Origin of the sequence: Pseudanabaena sp. FACHB-2040, from assembly GCF_014696715.1 — a bacterium.
GTDB lineage: Bacteria > Cyanobacteriota > Cyanobacteriia > Phormidesmidales > Phormidesmidaceae > JACVSF01.
Map to the genome: position 1 here is coordinate 92,451 of NZ_JACJQO010000011.1, position 16,235 is coordinate 108,685.

Annotated in this window: 11 protein-coding genes; 10 read left to right on the forward strand and 1 reads right to left on the reverse strand. The window is 56.7% G+C overall.

From position 1 onward, the window contains the following. The first annotated feature begins 10 nt into the window (after nt 1-10). Nucleotides 11-2,143 (forward strand): glycogen debranching protein GlgX, encoded by a 2,133-nt coding sequence (gene glgX / locus H6G13_RS14480; protein ID WP_190483934.1) that lies wholly within the window; start codon nt 11-13, stop codon nt 2,141-2,143. On the opposite strand, the gene H6G13_RS14485 is transcribed toward glgX, so the two are convergent. Beyond that, the gene (locus H6G13_RS14485) at nt 2,140-3,582 is read right to left on the reverse strand and encodes an ATP-binding protein (protein WP_190483935.1); all 1,443 of its coding nucleotides are present in this window, start codon (nt 3,580-3,582) and stop codon (nt 2,140-2,142) included. The genes glgX and H6G13_RS14485 overlap by 4 nt on opposite strands. Before the next feature lie 196 nt (nt 3,583-3,778). Here H6G13_RS14485 and H6G13_RS14490 point away from each other — a divergent pair, with 196 nt between their 5' ends. The 9 genes from H6G13_RS14490 to H6G13_RS14530 all read left to right on the forward strand — a co-directional run bounded on the left by H6G13_RS14490 (nt 3,779) and on the right by H6G13_RS14530 (nt 16,161). Then, nucleotides 3,779-4,471, forward strand: a complete 693-nt coding sequence (locus H6G13_RS14490; RefSeq protein WP_190483936.1) for a response regulator transcription factor — start codon at nt 3,779-3,781, stop codon at nt 4,469-4,471. Nucleotides 4,472-4,763: 292 nt separating this feature from the next. Continuing rightward, complete coding sequence (locus tag H6G13_RS14495) at nt 4,764-7,514, forward strand: cation-transporting P-type ATPase (RefSeq protein ID WP_190483937.1); 2,751 nt, start codon at nt 4,764-4,766, stop codon at nt 7,512-7,514. Between the two features lie 423 nt (nt 7,515-7,937). Next, nucleotides 7,938-9,968, forward strand: a complete 2,031-nt coding sequence (locus H6G13_RS14500; RefSeq protein ID WP_190483938.1) for a di-heme oxidoredictase family protein — start codon at nt 7,938-7,940, stop codon at nt 9,966-9,968. Between the two features lie 81 nt (nt 9,969-10,049). After that, on the forward strand, nt 10,050-11,309 hold the full coding sequence (locus H6G13_RS14505; RefSeq protein WP_242028324.1) for a PQQ-dependent sugar dehydrogenase: 1,260 nt from the start codon (nt 10,050-10,052) through the stop codon (nt 11,307-11,309). Nucleotides 11,310-11,394: 85 nt separating this feature from the next. Continuing rightward, entirely contained in the window at nt 11,395-12,126 is a 732-nt protein-coding gene (locus tag H6G13_RS14510; protein ID WP_190483939.1) for a rhomboid family intramembrane serine protease, read from the forward strand. Between the two features lie 94 nt (nt 12,127-12,220). Next, on the forward strand, nt 12,221-13,003 hold the full coding sequence (locus H6G13_RS14515; RefSeq protein WP_199305909.1) for a superoxide dismutase: 783 nt from the start codon (nt 12,221-12,223) through the stop codon (nt 13,001-13,003). 214 nt (nt 13,004-13,217) lie between these two features. Then, nucleotides 13,218-14,555, forward strand: coding sequence for a ferric reductase-like transmembrane domain-containing protein (locus tag H6G13_RS14520; RefSeq protein ID WP_190483940.1), 1,338 nt, complete (start codon nt 13,218-13,220; stop codon nt 14,553-14,555). An 8-nt stretch (nt 14,556-14,563) separates the two neighbouring features. Continuing rightward, entirely contained in the window at nt 14,564-14,719 is a 156-nt protein-coding gene (locus H6G13_RS14525) for a hypothetical protein (RefSeq protein WP_190483941.1), read from the forward strand. Continuing rightward, a complete protein-coding gene (locus H6G13_RS14530) occupies nt 14,716-16,161 on the forward strand; it encodes a hypothetical protein (RefSeq protein WP_199305910.1) in 1,446 nt (481 codons plus the stop codon). The genes H6G13_RS14525 and H6G13_RS14530 overlap by 4 nt, the downstream gene beginning before the upstream one ends. Nucleotides 16,162-16,235: the final 74 nt, after the last annotated feature.

The window sequence follows — 16,235 nt, forward strand, 5'->3', positions numbered from 1 at the left end:
AGTTTAATATATGCACGTTGCGGTTTGGCCTGGGGACGTTTACCCCCTAGGAGCTCACTGGGATCAAAAAGGTACCAACTTTGCTCTCTTTTCTGAACATGCAACGGCTGTTGACCTCTGCCTCTTTGATAAAGATGGAGAGGAAACACGGGTGCCGCTGACAGAAGTAAGCAACTTTGTCTGGCACGGCTATCTTCCTGGCATTGGACCGGGGCAGCAGTATGGGTACCGAGTGTATGGCCCCTACGCGCCCCACGAAGGCCATCGCTTCAACCCCAATAAGCTGCTGATCGACCCCTACGCCAAAGCGATCGCAGGGGAAGTTGGCAATGGCCCTGAGCTGTTTGGCTACGACTGGGAGAGCCCCGACGAAGACCTCTCCTACTCAGAACTAGACAGCGCCGAACTGATGCCCAAGTCGGTGGTGGTCGATGAAACCTTTGACTGGGAAGGCGATGCGCTGCTGCGGACCCGCTGGCACGATACCGTCATTTACGAAGTCCACGTCAAAGGCTTTACCAAACAGCACCCGGATATCCCTAAGGAACTGCGGGGCACCTATGCCGGGTTGGCCCACCCGGTTGCGATCGAACACTTGCAGCGGTTGGGCATTACCGCTGTCGAACTGATGCCGATTCACCACTTTTTGTCGGTGCCAGGGCACTTGGCGAGCAAAAACTTGCGTAACTACTGGGGCTACGACTCCATTAACTACCTGGCCCCCTTCTCCGGCTACAGCTCCAGCGGCATTTTAGGGGAGCAGGTGTCTGAGTTTAAGGAGATGGTGAAGGCGCTGCACCGAGCCGGCATTGAGGTGATTCTCGATGTGGTCTATAACCACACTGGCGAGGGCAACCACATGGGGCCCACCCTGTCACTGCGTGGAATTGATAACGTCAGCTACTACCGGTTAGTAGAGGGCGATGCCCGCTACTACATGGACTTCACAGGCTGCGGCAACTCTCTACACATGCGTAGCCCCCAGGTGTTAAAGCTGATCATGGACAGCCTGCGTTACTGGGTCAGCGAGATGCACGTCGATGGCTTCCGCTTTGACCTGGCCTCGGCCCTGGCCCGCGAACTGTACGACGTGGATCGGCTGTCTGCCTTCTTTGACCTGATTCACCAAGACCCAGTTCTAGCTGGGGTGAAGCTGATTGCTGAACCCTGGGATGTGGGTACAGGTGGCTATCAAGTCGGTAACTTTCCGGTCAACTGGTCGGAGTGGAATGGCCGCTATCGCGACACCGTACGCGACTTCTGGCGGGGCGAAGATGAGATGCTGGGCGAATTTGCCTACCGCCTCACCGGCAGCCCCGATCTCTATTTCCAGATGAATGGACGACAGCCCAACGCCAGCATCAACTTCATCACGGCCCACGACGGCTTTACGCTTAACGACCTGGTCAGCTACAACGATAAGCACAACGAGGCCAACGGTGAAGACAACCAGGACGGCGAAAGCCACAACCGCTCTTGGAACTGTGGCGAAGAAGGTCCCACCAGCAATCCGGAGGTGCTGCAGCTAAGAGAACAGCAGCGACGCAACTTCCTCACCACGCTGATGCTCTCACAAGGGGTGCCCATGCTATTGGGGGGAGATGAGATCGGGCGATCGCAAATGGGCAATAACAACGCCTACTGCCACGATGACGAGATCTCCTGGTTTGACTGGGAGTTGCCGGAGGGCAACGAAGATCTAATTAACTTCTGCCGGGAGCTGATTTACTTCCGTAAGCAGCACCGGGTCTTCCGGAGGCGCAAGTGGTTTCAGGGTCAGGCGATCCACGGGGTAGAGGTTAACGACATTAGCTGGCACAACCCCGATGGCAGCGAGATGACTCAGGAACAGTGGGATGTGGGCTACTCGAAATCGATGGCTGTGTTTCTCAATGGCGATCGCATTCCCAGCCCTGGCCCTCAAGGCGAGCGCGTCAGCGACGACAGCTTCCTGATGTTTTTCAACGCCCACTACGAGACGATTGAGTTTAACCTGCCTGAGGTTTTGAACAGCGACTCCTGGGCCGTAGAGATCGATACCAAAGAGCCGCGCTTTGTCACTGAGGAACGTGTCTTTACAGGCACGCAAGCCGTTCCGGTGGTAGCTCGCTCCCTGGTGATCTTGAAGCGACTGATGGTTTAGCGGGCCTGGGCCGGTAGAGACAGCTCTCCTGAGCCTGCCTGGCTAGCTGGGGGCTGCGCGATTTTGAGGGTGAAGGTGGTGCCTAGCCCCACCTCACTCTCTAGCTCAATCTCCCCCTGGTGCAGGTCGAGACACTTTTTGACCACGGCCATGCCCAGGCCGCTGCCAGTGGTGTTGCCAATATTCTTGCCGCGAATAAAGGGTTCGTAGAGCTGGGCCTGATCTTCAGGGGCAATGCCCATGCCCTCGTCTCTGACCTGAAAAGCAATGCTCCCTGGCTCACAGTACAGGGTGAAGTAGATTGGGCTGTCTGCTGGCGAGTACTTAATGGCGTTGGAGAGCAGATTGCTCAAGATGGAGTACAGCAGCTTTTCGTCTAAATAGGCGTGGGTGCAGTTGCCCTGCTGGCTAAACTGTATGGCCCTGGGCGGCTCGTTGAGTAGCTGCAGATCTTCGATTAGGTTGAGGCAGAAAGATTGGATTTCAAGCAGTTCGGGCCTGCACTCCAGCTTGCCAGCATCGGCTCTAGCTAGCGTCAAAATGTCGTTGAGCAGCTGCGTCATTAGCCGAGCAGATGCCTGAATGCGAAGCAGGCCCTTGAGCTTTGCGGCGTCGATCGTGCTGTATAGCGTTTCTCTCAGCAGCTGGGCCGATCCCAAAATGCTGCTGAGCGGTGTGCGAAATTCGTGGGAAACCATCGAGAAAAACTGCAGCTTTAGCTCTCCTAGCTCCTTTTCTTGGGCTAGCTTTTGCTGCATCTGCTCTAGCTCCTGTCGCTTAAACATTTGCCGGTAGAGCAGCGCATAGACCCCTAAAAGCACGGCAAAGGTCAATGCCGTACCGCAAATCTCGATAATCATACGGGCTTGGGAGCTGGCTTGGGACTGTTTGACCTGGACTTCTAGCCGCTCCTCTTCAGTAATTTCTAGCTCGGCAATGACCTGGTAAATTTGGGTCTGGTTTTGATTGGCCTGTACCAGCAGGGGATGCTCTGCGGTCAGTTGCGATCGCATTTGGCGATAAAGCTCAGTAGACTGGGCCAATAGCTGCCGCCGCTGATGAATTAAGGCTTCTAGCTGATCAAGGCGCTGCTCCTGTCCGGGCTTGTCGGTGAGCGGCTGCCGCAGCTGCTCCAGCTTCAGATCCAGGCTCTCAATGGCTTGGTCGTAGGCCTCTAGCTCCTGCCGGTCGTCGAACAAGATGTAGCGCCAGCGACGAGACTCGGCATCGGTAAGGGTGGCTGAGACATGGGTAAGGGTCGCTAGCAGTTCGGTGGTCTGCTTAAGCTGTACTGTGCGGTCGATCAGCTGGGTCGCGTTTTGGTAGGAGATGAAGTTTACCGCGCCCATTAGCAGCAGCGCTAGGCAAAAGGCCACCGTTACCCACAGGCGTTCGACCGACCACTTCACGGTGCTTGAATTTTGGGGGCTTGAATTCATCGGGCTTGAATTCACGGTGCTTGAACTTGGGAGGCTTGAGTGGGGAAGGCTTGAACTCATGGGGTTTGCCGTAATGGGGCCAGCCGTTTGAGCAGGCGGTGCATTAGAGTGGATGGGGAATTGGCAAAGCCTCGTCTGAGCGCAAAAAGCCCCTCTTTCAACCTTTTAACTTTAAAGTCTGCTGCTCCTGAGCTTCATGCGTATTTTGGTGGTCGAAGATGATGCCCAGATTGCCGACATGCTGACGGAGGCGCTAACCCACCGCCAGTATCAGGTGGATGTAGCCCACGATGGAGAGGTTGCCTGGGAGTGGGTGAATGCCCTGGATTATGAGCTGGTAGTGCTGGATGTAACGCTGCCCAAGCTCGACGGCATCCGGCTCTGTCAAATGCTGCGGGCGCGGGGAGCTACGGCTCGCAACGCGACAATTCCGGTGATTATGCTGACGGCGCGCGACACCAAGGCCGACAAGATTTTGGGCCTCGATGCTGGGGCCGATGACTATATGGTCAAACCCTTTGACCTAGATGAGCTGATGGCCCGCATTCGGGCACTGCTGCGACGAGGTAGCCCTACTGCTAACCCCACCCTGACTTGGGGGCCGCTGCACCTAGTTCCCAGTACTTACGAAGCCACTTACGCTGACCAGCCGCTAACGCTAACGCCCAAGGAATATGCGCTGCTGGAGCTGCTGGTGGCTAACGGTCGACGGGTTTTGAGCCGTCCCGGCATCATCGAGCAGTTATGGTCTGCCGAAGATTCCCCCACGGAAGAAGCGGTTAAAACCCACATCCGCACGCTGCGACAGAAGCTCAGAGCGGTAGGCGCTCCTGATGACTTTGTGGAGACGGTGCACGGGCTGGGCTATCGTCTGCGGCAGTGGGCCTGATTTGCCTGATCCCCCCGAAATCCCCCCGAATTACTCCCAAAATTCTGACCTGGCTTCAGTAGGGTGGAGGGGCGCTAAGGTGGAAACTCAATCCTTACTATAAAGAAACTTAAAGCCTGCGACCAGTTTGTTCTAGGGCTAGAGGGCAGCTGTAGCTTTGCCTATGAGGGTTGGAAAAAGCTGTGGATCTGTGTCTGCCTGGCGCTGTTTCAGCACAGACTGTCGAGCCTCGCATTAGGGCTCGAGTACTTTTGCTGAGCCAGTCTGGACTACCCTATCCCACTAAATTGCTATGCAAACGATCACTAAAGAGAACCCATCTGTGGGTATCTACCACGAGTTGCCGGGCATGGACGTAGCTCGGCAGCTAGAAAGCCATGCTGAGCGAGGGCTGACCCCGGCAGAAGTGACGGAGCGCCGCCGCCAGTATGGCCCCAACGAGCTGGAGTCCAAACCGGGTAAGCCTGCCTGGCTGCGGTTTCTGCTGCAGTTTAACCAGGCACTGCTTTACATCTTGATCGTTGCTGGGATCATCAAAGCCTTCCTTGGTTCCTGGACCAATGCGGCGGTGATTTGGGGTGTGACGCTGATCAACGCCATTATTGGCTTTGTGCAGGAGTCGAAGGCAGAAGGTGCGATCGCAGCCCTAGCCAAAGCCGTTACCACCGAAGCCACCGTCATCCGCGATGGCAAAAAGCAGCAGATCCCTTCTCAAGAGCTGGTGCCCGGTGACCTAGTGCTGCTGACCTCGGGCGACAAAGTGCCTGCCGACTTGCGACTGCTCACGGTGCGGGGGCTACAGGTAGACGAGTCGGCCCTGACCGGGGAATCTGTGCCAGTCAACAAAGCCACCGAACCCCTAGGAGCCAATACGCCGCTAGCCGAGCGCATCAATATGGCCTTTGCCGGGAGCTTTGTTACCTTTGGCCAAGGCAGCGGCGTCGTGGTCGCCACTGGCAATACCACAGAAGTCGGCAAGATTTCCCAATCGATTGAGCAGCGCAGCAGCCTGAGCACACCGCTGACTCGCAAATTCGACAAATTCAGCCACACCCTGCTATATGTCATCCTGTCGCTAGCGACTCTGACCTTTGTGGCCGGACTGGGGCAGGGCCGTTCTTGGGCTGAGATGTTTGAGGCGGCAGTAGCTCTGGCCGTCAGCGCCATTCCCGAAGGACTGCCAGCAGTGGTGACGGTCACCCTAGCGATTGGCGTCAATCGCATGGCCCGCCGCCACGCCATTATTCGCAAACTGCCAGCGGTGGAAACCTTAGGGGGAGCCACTGTAATCTGCTCCGACAAGACCGGTACCCTAACCGAAAACCAAATGACGGTTCAAGCGGTCTATGCGGGCTGTCAGCGCTACCAAGTAAGCGGCATCGGCTACGCCCCTGAGGGAGAAATTCGGGTCGCGGCAGGAGATCGGGCCGGGCACGGGGCTAACGCAGATCCTATTGGCAATCTGCGGGGGCTGCCTGCTTTAGAAGAGTGCCTAATGGCTGGAGTGCTATGCAACGACACTCACCTGGAATGGAAGGAGGAACGCTGGACTGTTGTGGGCGACCCGACCGAGGGAGCGCTGGTCACAGCCGCGCAAAAAGCTGGACTGGAGCAGGCCAAGCTGGCCGCACAGTGGCCCAGAATAGAAACCATTCCCTTTGAATCTCAGTTTCAGTACATGGCTACACTGCACCGCATGAGGGAAGACCACACTCTCTACGTCAAGGGGGCGCTAGAGGCCATTCTCAACCGCTCCCAGACCATGCTGGATCGGCGGGGGCAGGTGGTGCCGATTGAACCAGACCGCCTGCGGATGGAGACTGAGCGCCTAGCCGAACAGGGCCTGCGAGTGCTGGCCTTGGCCAAAAAACGGGTGCCCAAGCGACAGACTCATCTGGAGCATGACGACATCGAATCTGGCCTGATCTTCTTGGGGGTGCAGGGCATGATCGACCCCCCTCGGGAGGAGGTGATGGCTGCAGTCCACGCCTGCCAAACAGCGGGCATTCAGGTGAAGATGATCACGGGAGACCACCTGACCACTGCCAAAGCGATTGCCGAACGGATTGGCCTGGAGAAGGGTGGGCAACTTCAAGGCTTTACCGGCCAGCAGCTCGCTGAGATGAATGACTCTGAGCTAACCGAGGCCCTAGAAGATGGCTCTGTGTTTGCCCGAGTTGCGCCCACCCAAAAGCTGCGCCTGGTAGAAGCGCTGCAGTCTAGGGGCGAAATCGTGGCCATGACCGGCGATGGGGTGAACGATGCCCCAGCCCTAAAGCAGGCCGATATTGGGGTAGCCATGAGCAAAGCGGGCACCGACGTGGCCCGTGAAGCGGCAGACATGCTGCTGACCGATGACAACTTTGCCTCGATTGAAGCAGCGGTAGAAGAAGGCCGGACGGTTTATCAGAATTTGCGGAAAGCGATCGCATTTATCCTGCCCGTTAATGGCGGCGAGTCGATGACCATTTTGATCAGCGCCCTGCTGGCCCGCGAACTGCCGATTTTGGCCCTGCAGGTGCTGTGGCTAAACATGGTCAACTCAGTGGCTATGACCGTGCCCCTGGCCTTTGAGCCCAAGCAAGATCGCACAATGATGCGGCCCCCCCGCAACCCTCGCGAACCGCTGCTATCCGGCAGCCTGTTCAAGCGCATTGTGATTATTTCAGTTTTTAACTGGATTTTGATCTTCGGCATGTTTGAGTGGGCTCAAGATGCCTTTGGCAGCAATGCCATTGCCCGCACTATAGCAATTCAGGCCCTAGTCGCCGGACGGATCGTTTACCTGCTTAGCATTAGCCAGCTAGGTCAGGCTTTGGTAAATCGCCTCCGAGGCCGCAAAGCTCCGATCAATGCGCCCGCTATTGGCTGGGGCATTTTGGCAACGGTGGTGCTGCAGGTACTGTTTAGCCAGTGGAGCATCGCCAATGCTCTATTTGCCACCGCTCCGCTGACGCTGACTCAGTGGCTGATTTGCCTACTCCCTGCGCTGCCGATGATTCCGGTAGCTGTGTTGGCCGATCGATTTGATCCGGCGAATTGAGGGAGGAAGGGCAGAAGGTGAAGAGGGGAAGGCGGGGGAGCAGGGGGCAGAGGAATAAGGTAACTCCGCAGGTTGGCGTCAAGCGCAGCGCAACCCAACAAGCCATCTGCTACTTTACAGGCATAGGCGTTCTGCAGCCTGGCAGCCTGTCACTTTTCCATCACATTCAACCCAGAGCATGAAAAGAGGATTACCTACCTTCCCCTCTCCTCCTTCTGTCTGTGCAGGCAAGGAAAGAGGAGTGGTGTGTCTAGTCCTTTTTTTAGGTTGGTGTCGAGCTTGCGAGACTCAACAAACCTCTGAACTTGTTGAGTTTTGCTGGGACTCAACCGAACCTACAAGCTCTGTCCCCTGCCTTCCTTTGAGCCTCCCCATTCCCGCTCAACTTCTGGGAATGGGCTGCTCACTCCACTGGAGAAACCCATGCGACTGCGAACCTTAATTCTTCTTATCTCCCTGGTCGTCTTGGTGGGCTTCCTGGGATATCGGCTAGAGCTGACGCTGCCGACTGGGCCACCAGATCTGGCGTCTACCTATACACCGATGACGCAGCCACCGCCTCGGGGCGTTGGCTCCTACGATGTGCTGGGGCATACGGTGAGTCAGGCAGAAGCGGCTCAACTGCTACAAACCGAGGAAGGGCGGCAGCAGCTGTCACCAGAACAGGGCGCAGTTGAGATTACGGAAGATCTGCTGGCCCTGGGGCGAGAATCTTTCTACCACGAGACCTTTGGTAATGAGGTGCTCTTTACCGATGTGATTGGAATCTTGGACGGTCCTTTGGGGCTGCCCAAGCTGACTAAAGCGATTTTGGCGCTGAAGGGGCAGCCTACCAATAACCTGCAGGTAACGCTGGATGAGGCGGTGACTTTGGGCGATCGCAACTTCCCAGCGGGCACTGTGATCAACACGGGGCTAGACGTGCCCAAGGGCTCTGTCTTTCCGCTGGGCCTGGTGACTCATGTGAAGAACGTTCGGCCCCAGGTGGGCGTTACCTGCGCTCTCTGTCATGCCACAGTAAACCAGGAGACGGGGCGAATTATCGAAGGGGCAACTAATACTGACGTCAACCTGGGAATGTTGCTGGCCCTGGCTCCAAACTCGGCAGCGCTGTTTCGTCAAACAGATGTAAATCCGACCGAGATTCCTTCTGGTGAGCACACCTACTTAACTGCTGAGGGAGAGACCGCAAACCTTCCCAATGCCGAGCAGGTGGAAAAGGCAGTAGACGGAGCGCTGCTGTCGTGGCCGCCGGGTAATTTTGTCTCCAACGGCGACCTGAAGAACAACTCGGCCCAGGTGCCCTCCTCTTACACCCATGAAGCATTTCCCTACGCCTGGAGCGGAGTGGCTTCTATCGGCTGGTTTCATGGTCTGACCACCCTAAATAATGCTGTCTTTGGCCTCAATGCCGACCCGACTACTACGGCAGATGCCGCCCCCGAGGTGCTGGGCATCGACAAAGAGATTTATCTAGGCACGATGCTGCAAAATGCACCTACTGACCATTTCCGTCTACCGGAAGGGGCGCGACCCTCAGAGTTTTTTGAATCTGTTGATCCCACTCCGGGTTCCCCGGGTATCAACTGGACAATTAAAATGCCGGAGTACCCAAAGGGCACGCTATTTATGCAAAACGGCCTGATGGCGGCTACGCCAGGGCACTTAGTTGCAGAGCAGCTCAATGGGATGTCGGCCTGGCAAAACACGCTGGCTCCGCCGCCAAATGAAGCCGTTACCGATGTGGCGTCAGTTCAGCGAGGGGCGAAGATCTTCGACAACGCCAACTGCGCTACCTGCCACAGCGGTCGCTACTTCACTAACCATAGAGTGATTGCCCAGCGCGAAGTGAAAACCCAGCCGGTACGGGCTCCTGCCTCTAAGGACTTCGCTGAGGCGTTTGTGCCGCCCGACACCTACGCGCCCAACGTGCCGGTGCCGCTTCCAGCAGACCCGATGGTGCTGTCGGTGCCCACCGATATCACGCCTGAAGAAGACATCAAGCTGGCCTACGCCCAGAGCGATCCGGCAGGAGGCTATAAGGTGATGAAGCTGATTGGGGTGTATCTCCATGCGCCTTACCTACATGATGGCGGCGTGGCAGCTAGCGCCACGGCCCTCAAACAGGAGGAAGACGGCTGGTACAGCGTGGCCGACCCAACCCAGATCGGCATGGTAGGTACCTTCATGCGCCACATTAAGCCCGATCCGGGTGCAAGCCTGCGGATGCTGGTAGACCGCAACCTGCGTCAGCCGATGGTAGAGGCCAACCGGGCCAATCCCGATCTGCAGCGGGCCAATGTCAGCGGTCAGGGTCACGAATATTGGGTAGACCAAAAAGCCGGGTTTGATCCTCAAGACCAGACAGATCTAGTTAACTTCCTGCTGTCTTTGGACGATGACCCGGTGGCATTGCCGCCCTCGGTGACGACGGAGGTGGCTGCTGCCCGCTGACCTATATTTTCTGCACAATAGCAATCATGAGGTGGGTGAGTAGCTAAAGGCCCTAGACAGTCAAGTAAAAGGTTTAGTCCTATGAACCAAATTTCGACTCAAAACAGCCGACTGAAGCGGCACACTGCCCTGTTGCTGAGGGGGATGGTTGCGAGTGCGATCGCACTCGCCGCCTGTCAACCCACGACACCTACCCCAACTCAGCCCGAGCAAACGCCCGAACCTCAGACCACTGCCCCCGAACAGGTTCAGCAAGTCTCAACGACCAACGCTACCTGTGAGTTGGTGGAGCAGGGCTTTGGCCCCACCGGGCAGGTCGATATTCGGGTTGAAGAAGTTGCTTCGGGGCTAGAAGTGCCCTGGGGCATCGATTTTTTGCCCAATAGCGACATGCTGGTGACGGAGCGAGCCGGACGGGTGCGCCTAGTGCGCCAGGGCCAGCTGCAGCCAAACCCAGTCGCCACTATTGAGGCCACAGATGTTGGAGAAGGGGGGCTGCTGGGCATCGCCGTTCACCCCGACTTTGCCAGCAACCGCTGGTTTTACGTTTACTACACGGCCAACCGCGACGGCTCTCGCACTAATCTGGTAGAGCGCTGGCAGCTTTCGGAGGATGGACTGAGCGCAACTCGCGATCGCACCATCCTGGGCGATATTCCCGTTGCCCAATTTCACAACGGCGGACGCATCCGCTTTGGCCCCGACGGCATGCTCTACATCGGCACGGGCGATGCCCGCGACCCCGATATCTCCCAAGACCAAAACAGCCTAGCGGGCAAAATTCTGCGCGTTACCCCCGAAGGTGAAGTGCCCGCAGACAACCCCTTCCCCGGCAACCCAGTGTTTATCTCCGGCATTCGCAATACCCAAGGCTTTGACTGGATCGATGCTTCCACCTTGTGGGTAACCGACCACGGTCCCAGCGGCGAATTGGGCCGCAGCGGCCACGACAAAGCTAGCGTTGCCCGCGCCGGAGACAACCTGGGCTGGCCCACCACATACCGCTGCGAGTCAGAACCTGGCCTGGTGACGCCCTCTATCGTCTGGCAGCAGGCCCTGCCCCCTGGCGGTTCCGTAATCTATACCGGTACTGCTATCCCTGAATGGCAAGACAGCCTCATCATTGCCACCCTGCGCTCGGAGCACCTGCAGCGAGTTGCCTTCGACCCCCAAAATCCGGGTCAGGTGCAGAGCCACGAGGTCTATCTCCAGGGCGAGTATGGCCGCCTCAGGGATGCCGTGATGGGGCCAGACGGCGAACTCTATATCACCACCAGCAACTGCGACGGACGCGGCGGTTGTCCCAGCGAGCAAGACAAAATTCTGCGGGTTACCCGCTAATCAAAAGGAGTAAACCCCCGCTTGTCATTTTCAGGTCACATTTAATCTTCACGATAAAAGTGGCGGAAACCCCAAGAAAACTAACGTGGTTCCTCTTCATGACAACAATCCGACCAAAATCACGCCCTGGGTTAACTATGGGCTGATTGTCGCCAATGTTTTGGTCTTTATCTATGAGCTGATGTTGCCGTCTGACCAGCTGCAGAGTCTATTTCAGAACTTTGCCATCGTACCCAGTCAGCTTACTGAGGCCTTTCAAAGCGGCGACCCAACCCAAATCACTGCTCAGTCACTGACCCTGATTACCTCCCAGTTTCTCCACGGCGGTTTTTTGCATCTGGGCGGCAACATGCTGTTCCTCTGGGTGTTTGGTAACAACATTGAAGAAAAGCTGGGCCGAGTTCCCTACCTCTTTTTTTACCTGGCCTGTGGAGCGCTGGCAGGGCTGGCCCAGTGGTTTTTCTCCATGCAGTCCAGCATTCCTACGGTGGGGGCGAGTGGTGCGATCGCAGGTGTTCTCGGAGCCTACATTCTGCGCTTTCCCAAGGCCCGCATTCTCACCCTGATACCCCTGGGAATTTTCCTGACCACCTTCCGCATTCCCGCCGTATTTTTCCTGGGATTTTGGTTTTTTCAGCAGGCGTTCTACGGTGTGGCCAGCCTGCAAGCCACCACGAGCATCGAGACTGGCGGCATTGCCTACTGGGCCCATGCCGGAGGCTTTCTCGTAGGCCTGGCCTTGGGTCCGCCCCTAGGCCTGTTTTCATCCAAAGGCGATGCGATTGAAGGCTCGCGTCCCAATCGGCGGATTCGATAGTCGTTTGCTGCTCCACCTCTGGCCTTCCTTTGACAAGCCAATTTCTATCCCTTTTCCAAAGGTTGAGGGTTTATCGTTTTTGAGGTTGAAATTAATGAAGTTTTTGAAGCGTCAGCTCAAGTACGTACTCTCGGGCATGGCAGCCCTACTGCTATTGGTGGCCTGCCAAGGCGTACCCCAAGCCCAAACTCCTGCCGGACAACCCCAGGCCCAACAGGCCCAGGCTGAGACCTCACCTGTTGCTTATGTAGACCGCGAACTAGCGACCCCCGCTGAACTGCCGCCCCTACCCTACGACTACGGTGCCCTAGAAGCCGCAATCGATGCCGAAACCATGCGGCTGCACCACGACCGGCACCACGCCGCCTACGTAAACAACCTGAATGAAGCCTTACAAGACTACCCAGACCTGCAGGGCCGCAGCGTTGAGTCTCTGCTGCGCGATCTAGACAACCTGCCCGACGATATCCAGACGACGGTGCGTAATAACGGGGGTGGTCACCTCAATCACACCATCTTCTGGCAAATCATGAGCCCCGATGGCGGCGGCGAACCCACTGGCGAAATCGCCCAAGCCATCGAACAAACCTTTGGTGACTTCAGCAGCTTCCAGGAGCAGTTTAACGAAGCAGGCGGTGATCAGTTCGGTAGCGGTTGGGTATGGCTAGTGCGCAACGGCCAGGGTAGTCTAGAAATCACCAGCACCGCCAATCAAGACAGCCCCATCATGGACGGCCAGTACCCAATCATGGGCAACGACGTGTGGGAACACGCCTACTACCTGCGCTACCAGAACCAGCGGGCTCAGTACCTAGAGAACTGGTGGAACGTCGTCAACTGGCCGGAGGTGGAGCGGCGGTTTCAGGCTGCTTCTTAGGGAAATGAGAGGTAGATGAGTGGGCGGGTGGAGGAGTGAGGGGGTGGAGCAGCATTTAATAAAGCCTCCCCATCTCCCCTACCTTCCCCATCTCCCCTACCTTCCCCATCTCCCCTACCTTCCCCATCTCCCCTACCTTCCCCATCTCCCCTACCTTCCCCCTACTCATCCACTCTTCTACCTCCACCCCTACCCCCTAGCAAGGAGAACAGCGATGAGACGCCTGTTAATGCACAGCCCGATCGCAGTAGCCTTACTGTGGATCTTGGCTTACCTGCTGATTACCCTGCTGCCCTTGGTGGTGATGGTGCTGCACCCAGCTCCATCGGGGCGAGGCTTTTGGGTTGAGTTTTCGGTGGCGCTGGGCTTTATTGCTTTGGCGCTGATGGCGCTGCAGTTTGTGCTGACTGCTCGGGTGAACCGGATTGAGTCATCCTACGGCATTGACATCTTGCTCCAGTTCCACCGCTACACCTCGATTGTGGCCTTTCTCATGGTGCTGGTGCATCCTGCCATTCTGTTCATCACGCAGCCTGAGACGCTTCAGCTTTTAAACTTTCCCCAGGCTCCACTGCGAGCGCAGATGGCGGTGCTGGCGACGCTTGCTTTTCTGGCGATGGTGATCACTACGATTTGGCGTAAGCAGCTCAAAATTCCCTACGAACCTTGGCGGGCTAGCCACACCATCTTGGCTGTGCTAGCGGTGGGATTGGGCTTTGGCCACGGGTTGGGAGTGGGGAACTACTTGGGCTATTTCTGGAAGGCGGTGTTGTGGTCTGGCTTTATGCTGGGGGCGCTCTGGCTGATTCTCTACGTGCGCCTGATCAAGCCGTGGATGATGACTAAGCGCCCCTACTTGGTGGAGGAGGTGATTCCCCAGCGAGGAGATGTTTGGACGCTGGCCTTGCGGCCCTACGGCCACAATGGGTTTACCTTTAATCCGGGTCAGTTCGCCTGGTTGACGCTCAATATTACCCCTTTGAGTATGCGAGAGCATCCGTTCTCTATGTCCTCTAATGGGGACCATCCGGAGCGGATTGAGTTTGGCATTAAGGCTATTGGCGACTTTACTGAACGCATTAAGGACATTGAGCCGGGTACTCGCGCCTACCTTGATGGCCCCTATGGCGTGTTTACGACCGAGCTCTATTGGGATACTGCCGGGTTTGTGCTAATTGCGGGCGGTGTTGGCATTACGCCCATTTTCAGCATCCTCAAAACAGCAGCAGAGCGGAAAGATGACCGCCCCTTCCTGCTGATCTATGGCAGTAAGTCTTGGGATGATGTGACCTACCGGGAAGAGTTGGAGGAACTGAAGGAGAAGCTGGATCTAGAAATTGTCCATGTGATCCGCAAGGCTGAGGACGATTGGGCGGGCGAAACGGGCTATGTCGATAAGGATGTGTTGGAGAAGTACATTCCTCGCCACCGAGGCAGCCGACAGTACTTTATTTGCGCCGCTCCCGTGATGATGGACTCTGTCGAACGGGCCTTGTTTGATTTAGGGGTTCCGGTTACACATGTGCATATGGAGCACTTTAACCTGGCGTAGGAGGATGTATGCGGTACAGCATTATGCTGCAGTTGGTAACGCTGACAACGTTGTTTTTGTTGGGGGCAGCAGCAGTGTTTGCCTGGGTGCAAAATCGCCCGACCACGGCTGAGAGCAGTGATGATACGCTATCTCACTCCTTAACTGCTGTGCTCCTGGCATGATCACAATTGAGCGTCGTCCCCAAGTTGTCCAAACCCGGCCCGTGAAGCGGCGGGTAGGAAACTGGCGCGATCGCATTCTGGCTGTTCTAGCCCTGGTCAATCTGGGACTGGTTGCTTTTGATGCAACTTACCTCAAGTTTCGCAATTTTTACCGGCAGGAATTGCCTGGGCTGGCGCAGCTCTACGACCCAGTCAAGGGCATTCGGCCCCATGCGGCGGCGGTACGCTACGAGGAACTGGTGGCGGCGCTGCAAAATCAGCTGGTGGCAACGGGCGTGAACTCGCCAGAGGTAGCGCAGCGGCTGGCAGACTTGCGATCGCACAGCACCCAATTTCTCATTGACAATCCTCTGGTAGCGACCGATCAGGGCAATATCGCTGAAAAGATTAAGGCCGAGATCCGTCAGCGTACGGGCACAGCAACCACCCCGGCAGGCTTTGCTCGCTTTTGGAGCCAAGCTTATCTAGCCCAGACCAACTGGCCAGGAGAACTGGCCTTTTGGAATGAGCAGATTAACCCCCGAGTGCAGACGGCCTATTTTCGCGACAGCAACCGCTGGGGGCTGCCGGTCAACTATTTTTGGTTGCTGGACTGGCCCTTTATTTTGATCTTTCTGGCTGACTTTCTGATTCGCACCCGCATCACGAGTCAGCGCAACCCCCGGCTAGACTGGCTAGAGGCAATGCTGCGGCGCTGGTATGACCTGCTGTGGCTGCTGCCTGTCTGGCGCTGGCTGCGGCTGATTCCCACCACGGTGCGGCTCTACGAGGCGCGGCTGCTAAACCTAGAGGCGGTGCGATCGCAGGTCAACCACGATGTTGCCGTCAACTTTGCCCAAGAGTTGATGGAGCTGATCGGCATCCAGGTGATCGACCAGATGCAGGCTTCAATTCGCAAAGGCGATCTGGCCGAGATGATTTTTCATCCCGAAGCACGGCGGCCTTACGTGCAGGTTAACGGGGTTAATGAGGTGCAGGCCATTGCCAGCCGCATCGTCAATGTCGGCCTCTATGACGTAGTGCCCCAAGTGCAGAGCGACATTGAGGCGCTGCTAACCCACAGCCTGACGACCAGCCTCAGCCAAATTCCCCTCTACAGTCAGCTAAAGAACCTGCCTGGAATTGGGCACCTACCCAGCCAGTGGACTGAGCAGCTAGCCCGTGAGCTGTCACAAGCAACATATCAAAATGTGTTGCGATCGCTCGAAGATCCCGTCGCGGCAGACATTCTCGAACGCCTCAGCACCAACTTCCGTGAAACCCTCGAAGTCGAGCTGCAAAAGCGCCATAACCTGAAGGACATACAGGACTGGCTGGTAGACATGCTGGAGGAATTTAAGATCAACTACGTTCAGCAAATCGCCGACGCCGAAATCGAGCAGCTCGTCGAAAAAACAGAGAACCTACACTACAGCGTTCGCTCCTCTCGGCGCTCGGCCTGAGCGGCTGTCACTCTCAGGTCACAATTAGGGTGAACACTGGAGTCAGTTTGCTTAGGTTTTCTCCGGATGCATGA

What these genes read in the sequence shown, in the direction of transcription:
- H6G13_RS14490 (WP_190483936.1), top strand. Translation starts at nt 3,779, where the DNA reads ATGCGTATTTTGGTGGTCGAAGATGATGCCCAGATTGCCGACATGCTG.
- H6G13_RS14515 (WP_199305909.1), top strand. Translation starts at nt 12,221, where the DNA reads ATGAAGTTTTTGAAGCGTCAGCTCAAGTACGTACTCTCGGGCATGGCA.
- glgX (WP_190483934.1), top strand. Translation starts at nt 11, where the DNA reads ATGCACGTTGCGGTTTGGCCTGGGGACGTTTACCCCCTAGGAGCTCAC.
- H6G13_RS14530 (WP_199305910.1), top strand. Translation starts at nt 14,716, where the DNA reads ATGATCACAATTGAGCGTCGTCCCCAAGTTGTCCAAACCCGGCCCGTG.
- H6G13_RS14495 (WP_190483937.1), top strand. Translation starts at nt 4,764, where the DNA reads ATGCAAACGATCACTAAAGAGAACCCATCTGTGGGTATCTACCACGAG.
- H6G13_RS14525 (WP_190483941.1), top strand. Translation starts at nt 14,564, where the DNA reads ATGCGGTACAGCATTATGCTGCAGTTGGTAACGCTGACAACGTTGTTT.
- H6G13_RS14485 (WP_190483935.1), bottom strand. Translation starts at nt 3,582, where the DNA reads ATGAATTCAAGCCCCCAAAATTCAAGCACCGTGAAGTGGTCGGTCGAA.
- H6G13_RS14505 (WP_242028324.1), top strand. Translation starts at nt 10,050, where the DNA reads ATGAACCAAATTTCGACTCAAAACAGCCGACTGAAGCGGCACACTGCC.
- H6G13_RS14500 (WP_190483938.1), top strand. Translation starts at nt 7,938, where the DNA reads ATGCGACTGCGAACCTTAATTCTTCTTATCTCCCTGGTCGTCTTGGTG.
- H6G13_RS14520 (WP_190483940.1), top strand. Translation starts at nt 13,218, where the DNA reads ATGAGACGCCTGTTAATGCACAGCCCGATCGCAGTAGCCTTACTGTGG.